This window comes from Nocardia asteroides, assembly GCA_019930625.1.
Taxonomy (GTDB): Bacteria; Actinomycetota; Actinomycetes; order Mycobacteriales; family Mycobacteriaceae; genus Nocardia; species Nocardia sputi.
The window spans coordinates 3,197,655-3,212,702 of sequence record CP082844.1 but is presented as its reverse complement, the minus strand read 5'-3'; the positions used below and the strand labels follow the sequence as shown (position 1 = coordinate 3,212,702).

Annotated in this window: 16 protein-coding genes; 9 read left to right on the top strand and 7 right to left on the bottom strand. The window is 70.3% G+C overall.

Annotated features, from left to right (window positions below):
* Nucleotides 1-13: 13 nt before the first annotated feature.
* Nucleotides 14-298 carry a hypothetical protein gene (locus K8O92_14610; GenBank protein UAK36119.1) on the bottom strand — a complete coding sequence of 95 codons (285 nt, stop codon included), beginning with the start codon at nucleotides 296-298 and terminating at the stop codon, nucleotides 14-16.
* A gap of 289 nt (nucleotides 299-587) precedes the next feature.
* Here K8O92_14610 and K8O92_14605 point away from each other — a divergent pair, with 289 nt between their 5' ends.
* A complete protein-coding gene (locus tag K8O92_14605; GenBank protein ID UAK34946.1) occupies nucleotides 588-1,022 on the top strand; it encodes a hypothetical protein in 435 nt (144 codons plus the stop codon).
* A gap of 40 nt (nucleotides 1,023-1,062) precedes the next feature.
* On the opposite strand, the gene K8O92_14600 is transcribed toward K8O92_14605, so the two are convergent.
* Nucleotides 1,063-2,187, bottom strand: a complete 1,125-nt coding sequence (locus K8O92_14600; GenBank protein UAK34945.1) for an acyl-CoA dehydrogenase family protein — start codon at nucleotides 2,185-2,187, stop codon at nucleotides 1,063-1,065.
* A gap of 9 nt (nucleotides 2,188-2,196) precedes the next feature.
* Nucleotides 2,197-3,369 (bottom strand): acyl-CoA dehydrogenase family protein, encoded by a 1,173-nt coding sequence (locus K8O92_14595; protein UAK34944.1) that lies wholly within the window; start codon nucleotides 3,367-3,369, stop codon nucleotides 2,197-2,199.
* A 206-nt stretch (nucleotides 3,370-3,575) separates the two neighbouring features.
* On the opposite strand from K8O92_14595, the gene K8O92_14590 reads away from it, so the two are divergent.
* The gene (locus K8O92_14590) at nucleotides 3,576-4,271 is read left to right on the top strand and encodes a hypothetical protein (GenBank protein UAK34943.1); all 696 of its coding nucleotides are present in this window, start codon (nucleotides 3,576-3,578) and stop codon (nucleotides 4,269-4,271) included.
* 179 nt (nucleotides 4,272-4,450) lie between these two features.
* Here K8O92_14590 and K8O92_14585 read toward each other — a convergent pair whose 3' ends face one another.
* Complete coding sequence (locus tag K8O92_14585; protein UAK34942.1) at nucleotides 4,451-5,599, bottom strand: epoxide hydrolase 1; 1,149 nt, start codon at nucleotides 5,597-5,599, stop codon at nucleotides 4,451-4,453.
* A 97-nt stretch (nucleotides 5,600-5,696) separates the two neighbouring features.
* Between K8O92_14585 and K8O92_14580 the strand changes: the two genes are divergently transcribed.
* The gene (locus K8O92_14580; protein ID UAK34941.1) at nucleotides 5,697-6,683 is read left to right on the top strand and encodes a YafY family transcriptional regulator; all 987 of its coding nucleotides are present in this window, start codon (nucleotides 5,697-5,699) and stop codon (nucleotides 6,681-6,683) included.
* 102 nt (nucleotides 6,684-6,785) lie between these two features.
* Here K8O92_14580 and K8O92_14575 read toward each other — a convergent pair whose 3' ends face one another.
* Complete coding sequence (locus tag K8O92_14575) at nucleotides 6,786-7,697, bottom strand: hypothetical protein (GenBank protein ID UAK34940.1); 912 nt, start codon at nucleotides 7,695-7,697, stop codon at nucleotides 6,786-6,788.
* A gap of 106 nt (nucleotides 7,698-7,803) precedes the next feature.
* On the opposite strand from K8O92_14575, the gene K8O92_14570 reads away from it, so the two are divergent.
* The 5 genes from K8O92_14570 to K8O92_14550 all read left to right on the top strand — a co-directional run bounded on the left by K8O92_14570 (nucleotide 7,804) and on the right by K8O92_14550 (nucleotide 11,662).
* Nucleotides 7,804-8,520, top strand: coding sequence for an alpha/beta hydrolase (locus K8O92_14570; GenBank protein ID UAK34939.1), 717 nt, complete (start codon nucleotides 7,804-7,806; stop codon nucleotides 8,518-8,520).
* A 100-nt stretch (nucleotides 8,521-8,620) separates the two neighbouring features.
* Nucleotides 8,621-8,989, top strand: coding sequence for a hypothetical protein (locus tag K8O92_14565; protein UAK35703.1), 369 nt, complete (start codon nucleotides 8,621-8,623; stop codon nucleotides 8,987-8,989).
* On the top strand, nucleotides 8,982-10,268 hold the full coding sequence (locus K8O92_14560) for a hypothetical protein (protein UAK34938.1): 1,287 nt from the start codon (nucleotides 8,982-8,984) through the stop codon (nucleotides 10,266-10,268). The genes K8O92_14565 and K8O92_14560 overlap by 8 nt, the downstream gene beginning before the upstream one ends.
* Complete coding sequence (locus K8O92_14555) at nucleotides 10,265-11,080, top strand: ESX secretion-associated protein EspG (protein ID UAK34937.1); 816 nt, start codon at nucleotides 10,265-10,267, stop codon at nucleotides 11,078-11,080. The genes K8O92_14560 and K8O92_14555 overlap by 4 nt, the downstream gene beginning before the upstream one ends.
* A gap of 57 nt (nucleotides 11,081-11,137) precedes the next feature.
* Nucleotides 11,138-11,662, top strand: coding sequence for a gamma carbonic anhydrase family protein (locus K8O92_14550; protein ID UAK34936.1), 525 nt, complete (start codon nucleotides 11,138-11,140; stop codon nucleotides 11,660-11,662).
* A gap of 6 nt (nucleotides 11,663-11,668) precedes the next feature.
* On the opposite strand, the gene K8O92_14545 is transcribed toward K8O92_14550, so the two are convergent.
* Entirely contained in the window at nucleotides 11,669-12,292 is a 624-nt protein-coding gene (locus tag K8O92_14545; GenBank protein UAK34935.1) for a phosphoribosyltransferase, read from the bottom strand.
* 12 nt (nucleotides 12,293-12,304) lie between these two features.
* Nucleotides 12,305-13,159 (bottom strand): carbon-nitrogen hydrolase family protein, encoded by an 855-nt coding sequence (locus K8O92_14540; protein UAK34934.1) that lies wholly within the window; start codon nucleotides 13,157-13,159, stop codon nucleotides 12,305-12,307.
* A gap of 62 nt (nucleotides 13,160-13,221) precedes the next feature.
* Here K8O92_14540 and K8O92_14535 point away from each other — a divergent pair, with 62 nt between their 5' ends.
* The gene (locus K8O92_14535; GenBank protein UAK34933.1) at nucleotides 13,222-15,015 is read left to right on the top strand and encodes a DEAD/DEAH box helicase; all 1,794 of its coding nucleotides are present in this window, start codon (nucleotides 13,222-13,224) and stop codon (nucleotides 15,013-15,015) included.
* The last annotated feature ends 33 nt before the right edge of the window (nucleotides 15,016-15,048 follow it).

The following is a 15,048-nucleotide window of genomic DNA, read 5'->3' as shown; positions in this document are numbered from 1 at the left end:
ACCGGCCGGTTTCTCAGTCCGCTTCGCTGCCTCCGGCGCGGAGTTTGAGCAGGACCAGTCCCGCGGTGCACGCCAGAATGAGCCCGGCGACAGTGATTTCGACGTGCAGCCCGGCGATGCCGAGCACCGCCCCGACGAGTCCGCCGATGAAGATCAACCAGGCGAGCGTCCGCGACAGAATCGTGGACAGCGTGCGTGCCTGCTGGTTCGACGCGGGATGCTGCGCCGTTGCCGACACCACATCCTCTGCGGCGTGGGATGAACCACGCTGCGCCGCTGTCGAGTAAGCTCCCATCATCTACTCCTCGATGACGCCGGTCAGAGAACCACTATCACGTTCTCACACAACGTGTCTCTCATCCTGAAACCGGCGTCTCACGCGTAACTTTGCTCACACACGCTACGACTCCGGGACGCCGGAAGATAGCGACACGTGCCCGCGACACGCCGAAGAGACCAATTCGATATCTGAATGAGGACCGTTTTATATGCGCCGTCCCGGCGTATACCCAGCGACCACTCGCCTCGCTCGGCCGAGCTGCCTCGAGTAAGGTGAGTCCACTCGAGACACACGAGGAGCGTCACCGATGGAGAGCAGCAGGACCAAGATCGCCGGTCCGGTAATCGCCGCCGGAGCGGTTTCCATCGGGCTGATTCTGATCGGCGCCTGCGGCGTCGGCAGACAGGACACCTACGTGCCGCCACCGCCGCTGAAGGCGGGCGAGTACGCCGAACCCGTGGTCCGCGAAAGCACTACCGGCCCGACGACACCCAAGGTCGTCATCCCGCCCTCGCCCACCTGGCGGGTAGCCCCCGCCAATCAGCAGCGGCCGACCCCGTTCGCGGGTTTCATGAGCAGCACCTCCGCCGAGCCCTCCCCGCGAAACCCACACGAGGACACTTCGCAGGCCGCTCCGCCCGAGGAACCGAGGCCACCGTCCGCCGCGCGGACGCCCACGAACGATTCGTCGGAAGAGGCGCCCCCGCAATTGCGGACGAACCCCGACGAGGAAGACGAGTGACAGGCGGTGGTGCGCAACGCGCGCACCACCGCCGCACCCCTTACAGTTCGGGCAGCTCGTATTCGCCGACCCGGGAGCTGAGCACCCGCAGGTGCTCGAGTCCGCTACCGAGGGTGCGCTCGATCGCGGTCAGCCGGGCAACATAGTGGCCGACCGGGTACTCCGCGGTGACGCCGATGCCACCGTGCATCTGGATGGCCTCCTGCCCGATGTGCCGAGCCGCGCGGCCCACTTGCAGCCGTGCGCGTGAGGCGATCACCGGGTTGTCGGCCCCGTCCGCCAGCGACGCCGTGGCGTACAAGCTCATGCTGCGCGCCAGCTCCAGCGAGACGTACATGTCGGCCGCCCGCTGCGTGAGCGTCTGGAACTTCGACAGGGTGACGCCGAACTGCTTGCGCTGCTTGAGGTAATCGGCGGTCAGCCGCAACGCCTCTTCCATCGCGCCGATCGACTCCGCGCACAGGCTCGCCTGCGCGTACGTGAGCACCGACGCGATCGTCTCGGAGGCTTCGGCCTCGCCGAGCCGCTCGGCGGGCGCGTCGGTCAGTTCCAGCTGCGCGCCGCGCTGACCGTCCACCGTGCGGTAGGGCTTGCGCACCACACCCGGCGCGTCCGGCGCGACCAGGAACAGCCCCACACCGCCGTCCGGCAGCGCGGCGCTGACCACCAACTCCTCGGCGCTGTCGCCGTGCGGGACAGGGTTCTTCACACCGGTCAGCGTGTACGAATCACCCTGCACCGAAGCGGTGGTGGCCTGCTCGGTCGACGGCCAGCGCACTCCCGGCTCGGCATGGGCGAAGGCGAGCAGCTTCGTGCCCGAGGCGACCTCGGGAAGGATCCGCTGCCGCTGTTCGGCGCTGCCCGCCGCGGCGACCAGCCCGCCGGGCACCAGCACCGCGTCCAGGACCGGTTCCGGCGCGAGCCTGCGGCCCACCTCCTCGAGCACGACCATGGTCTCCACCGGACCGGCGCCGACCCCGCCGTCCTCCTCGGCGAAACTCAGGCCGAGCACGCCCAGGTCGGCGAGCTGACGCCATACGTCGCGACTCCAACCCAGTTCGGAGTCGACGACCTTCAGCCGCGATTCGGCGTCGTAGTTGCGGGTGAGCAGGTCACGGACCGTGTCGCGGAGCATGACCTGTTCATCGGTGAGATCGAAATCCATGGTGGCGCCTCACAATCCGAGGATCGTGGAGGCGATGATGGTGCGCTGCACCTCGCTGGAGCCTCCGTAGATGGTTGTCTTGCGGTAGTTCAGGTAGGCGGGGCCGCTTCGCTGCGCCCAGCCGGGCGAGGCGATGTCGCCGGAGCCCACCGGGATGGCATCCGGCCCCGCGATGTCCAGCAGCAGCTCGGTGGCTGCCTGCTGGAGCTCGGAACCGCGCAGTTTCAGCACCGAGGAGGCCGGATTCGGTTTGCCGTCCGCGGAGTTGGAGACCACCCGCAGCTGAGTGAGCTCCAGCGCGAGCAGCTCGTTCTCCAGTTCCGCGACCCGCGCCGCGAACACCGGGTCCTCCAGCAGAGTGCCGTCGCCCGACTTGATCTGCGCCGCGTACTGCTTCGCCACGCCGATCTTGACCTTGGTGCGGCCGACGCCGGTGATGCCGGTGCGCTCGTTGCCGAGCAGGAACTTCGCGTAGGTCCAGCCCATGTTCTCCTCGCCGACCAGCTGATCGGCGGGAACCCGGACGTTCTCGAAGAAGACCTCGTTCACCTCGTACCCGCCATCGATCAGCTTGATCGGGCGGATGGTGACACCGGGCGACTTGACGTCGAACAGCAGGAACGAGATGCCCGCCTGCTTCTTCGGCGCGCTGGGGTCGGTGCGCACCAGGCAGAAGATCCAGTCCGCGTACTGGGCCAGCGTGGTCCAGATCTTCTGGCCGTTGACGATGTAGGAATCACCGTCGCGAACAGCGGTGGTGCGCAGCGAGGCCAGGTCGGAGCCCGCGTCCGGCTCGGAGAAGCCCTGGCACCACCAGATGTCCAGCGCCGCGGTGGGCGGCAGGAAACGCTCCTTGAGCTCCTGCGAGCCGAAGTGGGCGATCACCGGGCCGACCATCTGCGCGTTGAACGTCAGCGGCTCGGGCACCGACGCGAGCTGCATCTCGTCCTGCCATATGTGGCGCTGCATCGGCGTCCAGTCCTTGCCGCCCCACGCCACGGGCCAGTTCGGCACCGCGAGACCGTGGTCGTTGAGGATCTTGTGCGCGGTGACGATGTCGTCGCGGGACAGCTCACGGCCGTCCCGGACCCGCTCACGGATGTCGGCCGGGATCTCGGTCCGATAGAACGTGCGCAGTTCGTCGCGGAAGGCGACGTCGTCGGGGGACAAGGATAGTTTCATACGCATCTCCCTGCGTGTCTCGTAACTTCCGAGTCAAACCTACCCCTCGGTAATCCTCCATTGTCGACTGGATCACAACGGACAGGCGGCCGATGCCGTTCGCGACGCCGAAAAGGGCGCCGCTCCCCGGGACGGCGGTAGCGGCGAGCTGGTACGTTGCTGCACGTGGGTCGGGGCCCCACCAGGTTCGGTATCGAGGAGAACGAGTGAACGGCAGGACCATCGCACGCGCCGCGGCCGCCGCGGCATCCCTCGGCATCGGCGCGGCCCTGACCTTCTCCGCACCGGCCACCGCCGAGCAGGCCCAAGCGCCGGTGGACTCCGGCCTGGCTCATCTGACCGAAATCGCCGGCGCCGACCCGACCGCACAGGAGGGCGTGGCCGCGCTCACGCGATACGCCGGCTTGATCGACGCCGCGCACCTGCGTGAGGTCTCCAGCGTGTTCACCCCGTTCTCCTACGCCGCGCCCACCTTCGGCTGCGGCAGCAACGGGCCGATCACCACGATCATCGCGGCCGCGACCACCGACGGGACGGGCAACGGCCGCGACTTGAACGTCGGGCCCGGTGAGCTGCGGTTCAGCGCGACCCCCTCGCACTCCGGTGCGCCGCTGGCCTCCGGGCTCGTCGTCGCGTGGGTGAACGTCAACACCGGAGCCAGCGGCATCGACCCGCTCGACGATGTCACCGAGTACCGCCTGCCGTCGCTGTCCAAGACGGTCGCGAGCGGACCCGGCACGGTGCTCGCCTCCATGTGGGGCATCATCGACTACCCGTTCGCACACTGTGTGATGACTCCCACCGTCGGCCTGTTCACCGTCCCGGACCACCCGGTCCCGCCGCCCGCCGCGCCTGCACCGGCGCCGGCCCCGAGTGGCTCCGGCGGGGAACCGACCCCTTGAGAGTCGCCGCGCACACTTGCGCGGCGCCCGACCGGCCTCGAGCAGTTCGAGCCGGTCCGGACAGTGGGTAGCGGCTGGTGTGCCGCGGAGACCACGCCCGGATACCGGTCCCTGCACAGGCCTTCCCGCAACGCCGTGACTGCGTGCGACGGGCGCGCCGAGCCGCAGGAGCGCGCCCCTTACCGCAGCCCGGCGAAGAACGCGCGGATGTCCGCGACGTGCGCCTCCGGGCATTCCATGGCGACGAAGTGGTTGCCGGTGTTGCCCTCCGGCCAGTGCACGATGGTGTTGTCCCGTTCGGCCAGGCGCCGCATCAGCGCGGAGCCGCCGCCGTAGGTGCCGGTCGGCACCAGTTTCTGCCCCTTCGGCCAGGCGAATCCACCGTCACCGAGGCCGTTGTACATCGGCCAGGACGACTCGGCCACGGTGTCGGTGAACCAGTACAGGCTGATGTTGGTCAGCAGATGGTCGCGGCTGATCACGTCCTCGACGCGGTCGGCGAGCGGAGCGAACTCGGTGAACTTCTGCATCATCCAGGCGAGCAGACCCACGGGTGAGTCGGTCCAGGCGTGGGCGAAGGTCTGCGGGGCGTCGCGCAGCAGGACGTGGTGGTCCACCCCGCCGCTCATCCACTGCTGCATGAGGTCCCACTCGGCGCGTTCGTCCGGCGTCATGGTGGGCACATCCGCCTCGCTCGGCAGCCCGATCCCGCCGTCGAGGTGCACCCCGATCACCCGGTCCGGCGCGGCGATGGCGAGTTCGGGCGCCACATAGGCGCCGAGGTCGCCGCCCTGCGCGCCGAAGCGGTGATAGCCGAGCCGGTCCATCAGCGTCAGCCACATCCGGGCCACCTTTCCCGGCGTCATGCCGGGCTCACGCGGCCCTTCGGAGAACGCGAACCCCGGAATCGAGGGCACAACCACGTGGAAGGCCTGCGCCGGATCGAGTCCGTGCGCGCGGGGGTCGGCCAGCGGGCCGATGGTCTCGGTGAATTCGACGAACGAGTTCGGCCAGCCGTGGGTGAGCAGCAGCGGCGTCGCGTCCGGCTCCGGCGAACGCACATGCAGGAAGTGCACGTCGAGGCCGTCGATACGCGTCTTGAACTGCGGGAACGCGTTGAGCTTCGCTTCCTGGGCACGCCAGTCGAATCCGGTCCGCCAGTACTCGGCCAGCTCGCGCAGGTAGTCGACCGGCACGCCGCGATCCCAGCCCGCGCCGGGCAGCTGGGCAGACCAGCGGGCGCGGGCGAGCCGGTCGTGCAGATCGGCCAGATCGGCCTGCGGGATCTCGATGCGGAACGGGCGGATTTCGGTCGAGCTGTCGGTCATGGCTTCGGCTCCTTGCCGGTCGGTCCTGCGGTACGACAACGACGGTAAGAGTCATCTAGGACGGACTAGGTCCTAGATGTCTGCGACTCTGGACAGCGTGAACGACACTCCCGCGCGACTGCTTCGTCTGCTGTCGCTGCTGCAGACCCCAAGGGAATGGCCGGGCAGCGAATTGGCCGAACGCCTCGGCGTCACCGACCGCACGGTGCGCCGCGACATCGACCGGTTACGCGCACTCGGCTATCCGGTGACCGCGACGCTCGGGGCGACGGGCGGGTACCGCTTGGTGGCGGGCGCGGCGATGCCGCCGCTGCTGGTGGAGGACGACGAGGCCGTCGCCATCGCGGTCGGGTTGCGCGCCGCCGCCGGCTCGGCGGTGGCCGGGATCGAAGAGGCTTCGGTCCGGGCGCTGTCCAAGGTGGAGCAGGTGCTGCCCGCGAAATTGCGGCGCCGGGTACGGGTACTCGGCGCCGCGCTCACCCCGCTCACCGGCGACGGACCCGCCGTCGACCCCGAAATGCTCGCCACGCTCGCGGCGACCGTCACCAACCGCGAGCGTGTGCGATTCGTCTACCGCGACGAGGCCGGCACGGAGACGAGGCGCAATACCGAGCCGGTGGGCCTGGTTCCCGCCCGGCGGCGCTGGTATCTGGTCGGCTACGACCTCGACCGCGCCGGCTGGCGCGTCTACCGCGTCGACCGGATCGACAGCCCGCAGCCCACCGCCGCCAGATTCACCCCGCGCCCCCTGCCCGCCGCAGACGCCGCCGCCTACGTGACCGGCCGCCGCACCGACTGGGGCACACCGGCCCTCCGGCTTCGCGTGACCATCCACGCTCCGGCCGACCGGGTCGCGGGACGCCTCGGTGACGGCCCGGACGAGGTCGTCGCGATCGATGCGAGCACGTGCCGGATCGATGTCCTACGGGACGACGCGCCGGAATGGCTGGCGCACCGGCTCCTCGGGCTGGGAGCGGAATTCCGGGTTCACGAGCCGCCGGAACTGATCGACCACGTGCGCGCCATCGCCCGCCGCGCCGAGCGTGCGATCCCCACGGACCCCGGCGACAACACCGGCACCTGAGTCGAAGCCGCGCTCAGAATATTTCGGGCAGTCACCTGACCTGGGGAGCTCCCACCTGACCACTTATGCGGGAGCACCACCGCGCAGTGGGTACGGGACAGGTCAGCGGGAAAGGTCGATTCGCAGGAGAGCGCCGGATTCGGTCGTGGCGATCAGTTGGTCCGAATGGCCGGGGACGGCGGCGACGGCGGTCAGGGGTTGAGTGCTCAGGACCGAGCAAGCGGCGCCGGTGGTGGGGTCCACGCGGACCAATTGGCCGGTAAGGGTGGTGACGTAGAGGATTCCGGCCGGGTCGATCAGGAGGTCGTCGGCGAAATCCGGCAGACCGGGCAGCCGCGAGGACAGGTCGGCGACGGTGCTGCGGGACGCGGGCGCGGTGAGCGGGATGCGCACGATGCGGCCGAGCGGGCCACCGTTGGCGGTGACGAAGAGCGTGCCGTCGTGCACCGCCGCGCCGTTGGCGGCCAGTCCGGCCAGCGGCGCTCCCCACGCGGCATCGATGGACGCGTCGGGACGGACCTTCACCACGCCGGACAAGGTCGCGACGTGCAGGTTGCCGCTCGGGTCGAACGCCGCGCCGTTGGGCATCGTGAAGCCGGAGACGAAGACCTCCGGCTTCGGCACGGCCGCCGCCGGATCGAACCGGATCACGCCGCCGGGACGGACGACACTGACCGGCGCGTCGCCGTAGACGACGTACAGCAGTCCGTCGGGACCGAGCCGGACCGCGCCGGGGAACTCCACCGCGACGGTGGCGGTCAGCGCGCCCGAGGCGTCGTAGCGCTGGACCTCGTTGCGGTAGAGCCGGGAGACCCACAGGTTGCCCTGGGCGTCGTACCCGAGGTTCTCCGACCAGTCGAGCACGGGCGCCTGCGCCGGAACCGCCGTGACCGCCGAGGCGGGGTCGCAGGCGGCGATCGGCGGCGTGGCGGCTGCGACCGGCGCGAGTGCGCCGGTGAGGGCCAGCGCCGCGGCGGACAAGAGAAAGGCGCCTCGACGGCGGAGTCTTCGCAACGCGGGCACCTCGGGCTCGGTCTGGGTGGTCGCCGCGCATCTTAACTGTTCTCGACACGAAATCGTGCGGTCCCATTCGGGAGGCGATCTTTGGCACTATCGGTGCATGCCATTTTTCGACGGCAGGCGCGGCCGGATGCACTATCGGCGGTGGCCGATCGAAAGTCCCCTGTACACCGTGGTTCTGCTGCCCGGAACCGGTCAGCACAGCAGCCACTACCACCGGTTCGCCCGCGCGTTGAAACCCGCGGGGGCGGAGGTGTGGGCCTTGGACACCTCCGGGCACGGGTTGAGCGAGGGCGATCCGCACCGGCCCGGCACCCTGGCCGAGCTGGTGGCGGACGCGGTGCGGCTGGTCGAGTTGGCCGGTACCGGCCTACCGCTGATCCTGATGGGCCACTCACTCGGCGCGGTCACCGCGCTGGGCATACTCGGCGCTGCGGTGCCGGATTCGTCCGTTGCCACCTCGGATTCGATGGTTCTGGAGCGCGACTACCCGCTGCGGCCCGCCTTGCCCGTGCACACGCTGGCGGGCCTGGTGCTGTCGGGCGTCCCGCCGCGCGCGCTGGGCGGCGGTGCGCCCGGCGCGCCGGGAACGCCGCTGCCGCGCGAACTTCCGGTGCTGGCCGTGCACGGCGTAGACGACCGGCGCGCGCCGATCGATGCGATCAGGGTCTGGACTAGCCGCCACGAATCGGTAGATTTACGGCAGTACACCGACGCAGGGCACGACCTGCTGCACGAGCCGGTGCACGCGCGGGTCACTGCCGACATCGCGGATTGGATGCAGGGTGTCGTCGTGGGGTTGGCACGACATCCGTGAACCGCTCTTCGGACGAGGAAGGGGGACGGCGCATATGCCATCGCAGGAGAACGGGTTCGGCGGAGAGCCACCCGCGGAGGTCACCGCACCCGATGTCGATATCGCCGCGCTGAACCGAGCGGTCGACGACGGCTCACTGTGGATCGACGGCCTGCTGGTCGCCGACGGCGCGCACGAACGATGCGCCCGCCAGTACGAGCTGCTCGCCGATCGGGTCGAGGAGCAGATCCGCGTCCTGAGCGCCGCCACCTCGCTGCCCGGCTTCGGCGGATTCGCCTCCGGCGACGCACTGCGCGCCGGTTTCGAACGCAAGGCCGACGGCGCGATCGCGCGGCTGAGCGAATACGCCACCGCGGCACGGGAACTCGCCCAGACCTTCCGCGCCGCGGCCGCCGCCTACCAGCAGGCCGACCAGGCGCTCGCGCTGGCGGTCGAACGGATCGACGTGACGGGAGCCGCGCATGCGTGAGATGCCGCGCGCCGGCGAGCGGGCCACCCACCGGCGCACCGACCCCGCTTACGCGCCGAACGTCGAGATGTTCGACAACCTCACACACACGGAGATCCACGCCAAGGTACAGCTGCTGGATCCGGCGGTGCTCGCGGGCGGCAAGCAGGCCTGGAGCGATGCCGCGGCGCACCTCGCCGACGCCATATTCCAAGCGCACACCGGCATTCGCGCGGCCATCGCCGACGGCTGGCGCGGCTCCGCGGCGAAGAACGCGGACGCGGTGGTGCGCGTGTTCGAGCAGAGCGGTCAAGACCTCGCCGACGTGTTCGCGGTGGTCTCCCAGCGCCTCGGGCAGGCGAGCGACGCGGCGGAAGCGCTGCGGGCCGCAGTGTCCGAGCCTTCGGCGGACGCACCGGATCTGGCGGGAGCGCTGCTGGATCCGTCCCGCGCGACGAGCAATGTCGAGGGGCAGAAGGCCAGCGAGCACGCACGCCAGGACGTCGTGCGCGCGATGAACGACATCTACGCGGGCGTGTTCGTCCAGACCGGCACCGACGTGCCCGCGTTCCCCGACGAGACGGACCAGCAGGCAGCCACAGCGCCCACCGCCACACCCACGAGCAAGATCACCGGAACCACTCCGGACGCACCGCCGATGCCGCTCGGCACGCACCCGCAGGAGCCGAGCGGGGCGGCGGAGCAGCACGTCAGCGCTGCGCCCGCCGATCAGACACCCACCACGGACAGCCCCGAGACCTCCGCCGCCGCTGTCACACCCGCGGGCGCCACGGTCCCGGGCGAAATACCGGCGTCCACCGCGCCCGGGGTCGCACCCGCCGCGGCCCCGCTTCCGACGGTGGCGGCCGCCTCCGTTCTGCGCACCGCGCCGTCCGCGAGCGCGTCGGGGCCGACCACCACGTCCGCGTCGGCCGGCCAGCCGACGATCGTGCCGACGGTGCCCGGCGTGGGCGGCCAGGTTCCGCCCGAGGAACAGCGCAAGCGCGACGAGCGGCGCAAGAACGACGACAGCGGCGACGCGGCGGTCACCGGTCTCGGCGCCGGCGCGATGGGCGGTCTGATGGGCGGTGCGCTGGCCGCCGTCGACACCCCGCGCGCCGGTTCGAGCGTGGCCGCGGGCGCGGCGACCGCACGCACGGCGCCGATCGATGACGAGGACGACGAATACGACCTCGACGATCTCACCTTCCTCGAGCCCTCCGACGACGGCGGCGAACTCATCGGGTCACTCGATCCGACCACGCCACCCGTGCTCGGTGAGTGGACCGAGTACGAGTGAACTGGACGCTGACCCCGGACCAGTTCGCGCTGGCCTGGTCACGCACCGACGGTGATCGCATCCCATATCCACTCGCCGTGCGCCTGTCGGCGCGCGACACCGGCGAACGCGCCGCGCAACTTCCGGCGCTCGATCGCTGGTGCGATCAGGTACTGGACGCGGACCTGGAAGCGGCGCTACGCGTTCTCGCGCAGCCGGACCTGCGGATCGAGGTGTTCGGTCAGCGCGACGCGGCGCCCGACCCGGCACCGCGCGGGAACGGCCGGCCGCTCGTCCTCCCTGCGGCGCAGAGCGAGGTGGCACGCCCGATCCGCATCCTCGGAGCCGCCGCCGGGAACATCGCGGTGGTCGCGGCGCAACGCTCCGGCGCGACGATCGACCGCGGCGGCGACGTGCGATTGTTCGCAGGCAGCTCCAAAAGCCTTTGCGCACGGATCGTCTCGATGCTTCCGGAGAACAGCCCGGGCGCTCTCCCGCGGCTGACCGCTCCCCTGGCCCAGGTCGGCGAGGACAGCCGCAACCTGGTCACCGTTCCGGTCGCCGGGCCGTCCACTCCGGCCCGGATTCGCAAACTGCTCAAGCAACCGCGTGAAGGCATCGGCCAGATGGTGGTCTCCGCCCGCCGCGGCGAGGGCGAGCTGCGTCCGTTCGGCGTGCTGTGCTGGATCGACGTCATCGCCGATGGCCGCTACGCGATACGAACCGGCACCGACGTCGACGTCGTCGCGGTGACCGCGGAAAGCCTCGCCGCCCACCTGCGCCCGCTCGTCACCGCGGCCGCCCGCACGTCGACGGCCTACGCCGGGCATTGAACGGCACGGCGGGTCACCGCGGGTGTGAGGCCTGCGCACCACCGATACGGTGTACGAATGCCACTCTACGAATTCGAAGGCAAACGGCCGCAGGTCGATCCGACGGCGTTCGTCGCACCGACGGCGACCCTGATAGGTGACGTCCGGGTCGAGGCGGGTGCCTCGATCTGGTACGGCGCGGTGCTGCGCGCGGACCTGGCGCCGATCGTCATCCGGGAACGCGCCAACATCCAGGACAACGCGGTGCTGCACGTGCCGCCGGACGTGCCGATGGAGATCGGTCCCGGCGCGACGATCGCGCACAGCGTGGTGTTCCACGGGGCCGCGGTGGGCGCGGAGGCCATCGTCGGCAACGGGACCACGGTGCTGGACCTGGCCAAGATCGGGGCGGGCAGCATGATCGCCGCCCACTCGCTGGTCCCGCCGGGCGCCGAGATCCCCGACGGCGTGCTCGCGGCCGGAGCCCCCGCCGAGGTGAAACGCCCGATCGAGGGCACCCAGGCGCAGATGTGGGTGCGGCTCAACCCGGGCTTCTACGCCGAACTGGCACAGCGCCACCGCAAGGGCATCACCGAGATCTGACCGCCGTCAGCACAGCAGCGCGGTGACCTCGGCGTCCTCCAACTGGTGGAAATCACGGTAGGCGCCGCCGACGCCGCCCAGCGAGCGCGGCACCCACGGGCAGACCACCTCGTCGGCCTCGTCGGCGACCCGGCGCATCGCCTCCGTGGAGGAGACCGGGACCGCGGCCACGACAAGTGCAGGCTCGTGCAGCCGCGCGACCCGGCAGGCGACCACGACGGTGGCGCCGGTCGCCATGCCGTCGTCGACGATCACCACCGTGCGCCCCGCCAGCGGGATCGGGCGCACCGCGCCGCGCAGCACCTGCCTGCGCCGCTCCAGCTCGGTGCGCTCCCGCGCCTCGATCGAGTCCACCCGCTTCGGCGACAACCCGGTGTGCGCCAACACGTCCGGATTCAGGACCCGCACCCCGTCCTCCCCGACGGCGCCCATCGCCAGCTCCGGCTGCCACGGCACACCCAGCTTGCGGACCAGCAGGATGTCGAGGTCGCCGCCGATCACCTCGCGCACCGCAGCGGCCACCGGCACTCCGCCGCGCGGTAGACCGAGCACCAGCGGGTTCGACGCGCGTAGGTGTTCCAGATGCGCACCCAGCGCGTGACCGGCCGAGGTCCGATCGGTGTAGACCATCGATTCCGAACGCTACTCCGGTCCGCGCTCGGTGATCGCGAATCGACGCAACGCGAGGCTCGGGTTGTTCGTGCGCACCTCGTTCAGGTACGCCAGGTCGATTCCGGCGGTCAGCACGCCCGGCTCGTCGCCGAGTTCGGCGAGCACCGAGCCGGTCGGATCCACGATCATCGACGCTCCCGCGCCCCGCGGCGCGGCCTGATCGGCGGCCGCGACGTACACGGTGTTCTCGATGGCGCGCGCCCGCAGCAGCGTGGTCCACTGATCGACCTTGGCCGGTCCCGGAATCCACTGGGCGGGCAACAGCAGCACCTGCGCGCCCGCCGCGGCGACCCGGCGCGCGCCTTCCGGGAAGCGCAGATCGAAGCAGGTCTGCATGCCGAATGTCACATCGGCGACCGTGAAGGTGGCCGGAGCCTCGATCGCGCCCGGCTCGACCACGTCGGATTCGAGGTGGCCGAACGCGTCGTAGAGGTGCACCTTCCGATAGCGGGTGACGAGGGAGCCGTCGGGGCCGAGCACTACCAGCGTGTTGCGGATGCGGTCGCTGCCCGGCGCGACCTGCTCCACCATTCCGGCGACCAGGAACACCTCGGACTCGCGCGCGATATCGGCGAGACCGGTGACGAATGGGCCGGTCAACGGTTCGGCGACGGCGACGACCCGCTCGTCGAGGCGGGTCACGGCGAACATCGAGTATTCCGGCGCGACGACCACGCGCGCGCCGCGCTCGCGGGCCGTGCGCACGTGTCGCGCGACCGCGGCGACGTTGGCCGATGGGTCGGTGGAGGGGGCGAACTGGACGACCGCCACGTCCAGCCGATTCGGCGTCGCGTCTCGATGCGCGGGCGCGTTGTCCAGTTGCATAGGTCTCACCGTATTGGGGCGGTGACCGGGACGGCCAGCACGAGGCAGTAAACTCCTGGTCAATGAGCACCAATCAGGTCGACAGCGTTCCTGGCGACAACGACAGGGACATTGACGGCCCGTCTTTCGCCGATCTGGGGATCGATGACCGCATCCTGGCGGCCATCGCCGATGTCGGATACGAATCGCCCTCGCCGATCCAGGCCGCGACGATTCCGCCGTTGCTCTCCGGCGCCGACGTCGTCGGTCTCGCGCAGACCGGGACCGGCAAGACCGCCGCGTTCGCCATCCCGATCCTTATGGGGTTGCAGCCCACGGGCCGCAGCCCGCGCGCCCTCGTGCTCGCGCCGACTCGGGAACTCGCGATCCAGGTCGCCGAGGCGTTCGGCCGCTACGCCGCGCACATCCCCGGCCTGCACGTACTGCCCATCTACGGCGGGCAGAGCTACGGCGTGCAGTTGTCGGGCTTGCGCCGCGGCGCGCACGTCGTGGTCGGCACGCCGGGCCGGGTGATCGACCACCTGGAGAAGGGCACGCTCGACCTGTCGCAGCTGCAGTACCTGGTGCTCGACGAAGCCGACGAGATGCTGAAGATGGGCTTCCAGGAAGACGTCGAGCGCATCCTCGCCGATACGCCCACCGACAAGCAGGTGGCGCTGTTCTCCGCGACCATGCCCGCCGCGATCCGCAAGATTTCCAAGCAGTACCTGCACGATCCGGTCGAGATCACGGTCAAGGCGAAGACCTCGACGGCCACCAACATCACCCAGCGCTGGGTGCAGGTCTCCCACCAGCGCAAGCTGGACGCGCTCACCCGGGTGCTCGAGGTGGAGTCGTTCGAGGCGATGATCATCTTCGTCCGTACCAAGCAGGCCACCGAGGAGCTCGCCGAGAAGCTGCGCGCCAGGGGATTCTCCGCCGCCGCGATCAACGGCGATATCGCGCAGAACCAGCGCGAGCGCACCATCGGGCAGCTGAAGTCCGGTGCGCTCGATATCCTGGTAGCCACCGACGTCGCCGCACGCGGGCTGGACGTGGACCGCATCTCGCACGTGGTCAACTACGACATCCCGCACGACACCGAGTCCTACGTGCACCGGATCGGCCGCACCGGCCGGGCCGGGCGCAGCGGCGAGGCGCTGTTGTTCGTCGCGCCGCGCGAGCGACACCTGCTCAAGTCGATCGAGCGGGCCACCCGGCACCCGCTGACCGAGATGCAGCTGCCCAGCGTGGAGGACGTCAACGCCCAGCGCGTCACCAAGTTCGGCGACACCATCACCGAGAACCTCGCCTCGTCCAATCTCGCGCTGTTCCGCAAGCTGATCGAGGACTACGAGCGCGAGCACAACATCCCGCTGGCCGACATCGCCGCGGCGCTGGCCATCGGCTCCTACGACGGCGACAACTTCTTCATGGAACCCGAGCCGGAGCCGGTCGAGCGCCCGCAGCGCGACCGCGCGCCGCGCGAACGTCCCCCACGGCGGTTCGAGGAGGAGCGCCAGGCCGGCGGCACGCACCACCGGGCGACCGGAACCGAGCTGGCGACCTACCGGATCAGCGTCGGTAAGCGGCATCGCGTGGTGCCGGGCGCGATCGTCGGCGCCATCGCCAACGAAGGCGGCCTGCGCCGCAGCGACTTCGGGCACATCAGCATCCGTCCCGACCACAGCTTGGTGGAGCTGCCCGCGCAGCTGCCGGAGGAAACGCTGGAGGCGTTGCGGCGCACGAGGATCAGTGGTGTGCTCATCCAGCTGCAACTGGATCAGGGGCCGCCGCAGCAGCGCCCGTTCAGCCGCGGTCCGCGCCGTGAACGCGAAGGCGTCAAGCGACTGGAGCGCCGTAAGCCGCGTTCCTGATCCGGGGAGGGCACACCGAGGTCAGGCGCGCTA

What these genes read in the sequence shown, in the direction of transcription:
- K8O92_14610 (UAK36119.1), bottom strand. Translation starts at nt 298, where the DNA reads ATGATGGGAGCTTACTCGACAGCGGCGCAGCGTGGTTCATCCCACGCC.
- K8O92_14605 (UAK34946.1), top strand. Translation starts at nt 588, where the DNA reads ATGGAGAGCAGCAGGACCAAGATCGCCGGTCCGGTAATCGCCGCCGGA.
- K8O92_14600 (UAK34945.1), bottom strand. Translation starts at nt 2,187, where the DNA reads ATGGATTTCGATCTCACCGATGAACAGGTCATGCTCCGCGACACGGTC.
- K8O92_14595 (UAK34944.1), bottom strand. Translation starts at nt 3,369, where the DNA reads ATGAAACTATCCTTGTCCCCCGACGACGTCGCCTTCCGCGACGAACTG.
- K8O92_14585 (UAK34942.1), bottom strand. Translation starts at nt 5,599, where the DNA reads ATGACCGACAGCTCGACCGAAATCCGCCCGTTCCGCATCGAGATCCCG.
- K8O92_14570 (UAK34939.1), top strand. Translation starts at nt 7,804, where the DNA reads ATGCCATTTTTCGACGGCAGGCGCGGCCGGATGCACTATCGGCGGTGG.
- K8O92_14560 (UAK34938.1), top strand. Translation starts at nt 8,982, where the DNA reads ATGCGTGAGATGCCGCGCGCCGGCGAGCGGGCCACCCACCGGCGCACC.
- K8O92_14550 (UAK34936.1), top strand. Translation starts at nt 11,138, where the DNA reads ATGCCACTCTACGAATTCGAAGGCAAACGGCCGCAGGTCGATCCGACG.
- K8O92_14545 (UAK34935.1), bottom strand. Translation starts at nt 12,292, where the DNA reads ATGGTCTACACCGATCGGACCTCGGCCGGTCACGCGCTGGGTGCGCAT.
- K8O92_14540 (UAK34934.1), bottom strand. Translation starts at nt 13,159, where the DNA reads ATGCAACTGGACAACGCGCCCGCGCATCGAGACGCGACGCCGAATCGG.
- K8O92_14535 (UAK34933.1), top strand. Translation starts at nt 13,222, where the DNA reads ATGAGCACCAATCAGGTCGACAGCGTTCCTGGCGACAACGACAGGGAC.